A 2,094-nucleotide genomic window follows, 5' to 3' on the forward strand; every position below is an offset into this window, starting at 1 on the left:
GGGGGGGAGTGGTGGGGGGGGGGGCGGGGGGGGGGGGGGGGGGGGGGGGGGGGGGGGGGGGGCGGCGGGTGGGGCGGGGGGGGGCCCCCGGGGCCCGCGCCCGGCGGTGCGGGCGCTCAGGCCGCGCCCGCGGAGCAGGGCGGTGACCAGGCGGCCGGTGGTCCCGGTGCCGCCGGTCACCAGGGTGGTGGTGTTCACGTCGTCTCCTGCGGGGGAGGGGTGGGGCGGCGGGGACCCGCCGTCGGGACGGGACGGTAGCGTCCCGACGACGATCGCGCCAGCCCCCGCGGGACGGGACGGTCCCGTCCCGACCGGGGGTACGGTGGGGCCGTGACCACGCCCCGCACCCCCACCGGCGCCGCCGTCCTGCGCGCCAGCGTCACCAGCTCCCTGACCGCCGCCGTCCTGGAGGAGCTGGCCGAGGTCGGCTACGCGCGCGCCTCCATGGAGTCCGTCGCCCGCCGCGCCGGCTCCGGCAAGAGCGCGCTGTACCGGCGCTGGCCCTCCAAGCTGGAGATGGTGCTCGCCGCGGTGGCCGAGCTCAGCGTCCCGGCCGGCCCGGCCCCCGACACCGGCTCCCTGCGCGGGGACCTGCTCGCCCTCGTGCAGCAGGTCGTGGGCTGGCTCGGCGACCCGGTGGTCTCGCGGATCCTGCCCGACCTGACCGCCGAGGCCGCCCGCACGCCCGAGCTGGCCGAGGCGGTGGCCCGCACGATCGGGCGCCCCCGGCGCGAGCACGGCGCCGCCGTCCTGCGCCGCGCCGCCGAGCGCGGCGAGGTGCGCGCCGACGTCGACGAGGACCTCGCCCTGGACCTGCTCGGCGCCCTGGTCCACTGGCGCCTGGTCGTGCGCCGCGCCGGGGTCGAGGAGGGCTACGCCGAGCGGGTGGCCGACCTGGCCGACCGGGCCCTGCGCGCCCCGGCCCCCTGACGAGCCCGCCGCCGCGCCGCTGTGACCGGCACTCTGCCCGGACCGGCCCCGCGGGAGGGGCAGACTGCCCAGTCCCGGCGCGCTAGCGTGCGCAGGACCTGGTTCACCGTCGATCGGAGGTCCGCCCGTGTCCGCGTCCGTCCCCCTGCGTCCCCCCACCGCGGTGCCGACCTCCCGTGAGCTGAGCCCGGCCGAGCGCGATCAGCTCGCCGCCCTGGGCGAGCGGGTCAGCGCCCACCCGGTGCGCGAGCCGGAGCGGTTCTGCCGGCAGGCCCGCGCCCTGGCCCGGGAGGTGCCCGCCGCCGTCGTGGAGCGCCTGTGGGAGTTCGAGGAGAACGGCTCGGACTCCGGCGTGCTGGTGCTGCACGGGCTGGAGACCGGCGAGGTGCCGCCCACACCGGGCGACAACTCCGCCGGCCTGGGCGGGGCCACGCTGCTGGGCCGGCAGCAGGCCGTCCTCAGCCACGCCCTGGGGCACATGGTCGGCTACGCCGCCGAGGCGCACGGGCACCTGCTGCAGGACATGGTCCCCAACCGCCGCCTGGCCACCGCGCAGCAGTCGCAGGGCTCCAGGGTCGAGCTCGAGGCGCACACCGAGCAGTGCTTCTCCGCGCTGCGCCCGGACTACGTCGTCCTGGGGTGCCTGCGCGGGGACGCCGACGCCGCCACCTACGCCTTCCGCGGCGCCGACCTCGCCGCGCACTTCAGCGCCGAGGACCTGCTGGAGCTGTACCGGCCGCTGTGGACCACCCTCGTCGACGAGTCCTTCGCCGACTTCCTGGACACCCGCGAGGTGCGCGGGCCGTTCCCGATCCTGTCCGGCGACGCCGACGACCCGGTGCTGCTGGTGGACCAGGACCTCATGCACGGCATCACCGCCCGCGCGCAGGCGCTGCTGCAGCGCGTGCTGGAGGTGTACGTCGCCCACCGCAGCGCGGTCGTGCTGCGCCCCGGCGACGTGCTCTTCCTGGACAACCTGCGCGCCATGCACGGGCGCTCGCCGTTCGCGCCGCGCTTCGACGGCACCGACCGGTTCATCACCCGCGGGTTCGTCGTGCGCGACCTGCGCCGCTCGCGCTTCGCCCGCCCGGGCGGGCAGCGCGTGGTGCGGGCCAGCTTCAGCTGACCGCCGGGAGCGGGCGGGGCGGTGCTCCCGCCCCGCCC

General features: G+C 78.6%; 2 protein-coding genes. Both read left to right on the top strand.

Features of this window, described 5'->3' with window-relative positions; genetic code table 11:
- Window positions 1-330 precede the first annotated feature (330 nt).
- Window positions 331-930 carry a TetR/AcrR family transcriptional regulator gene (locus ACRYR7_RS25325; protein WP_432575148.1) on the top strand — a complete coding sequence of 200 codons (600 nt, stop codon included), beginning with the start codon at window positions 331-333 and terminating at the stop codon, window positions 928-930.
- A gap of 127 nt (window positions 931-1,057) precedes the next feature.
- The gene (locus ACRYR7_RS25330; RefSeq protein WP_432575149.1) at window positions 1,058-2,056 is read left to right on the top strand and encodes a TauD/TfdA family dioxygenase; all 999 of its coding nucleotides are present in this window, start codon (window positions 1,058-1,060) and stop codon (window positions 2,054-2,056) included.
- The last annotated feature ends 38 nt before the right edge of the window (window positions 2,057-2,094 follow it).

The organism is Kineococcus gurbantunggutensis (assembly GCF_050871925.1).
Taxonomy (GTDB): Bacteria; Actinomycetota; Actinomycetes; order Actinomycetales; family Kineococcaceae; genus Kineococcus.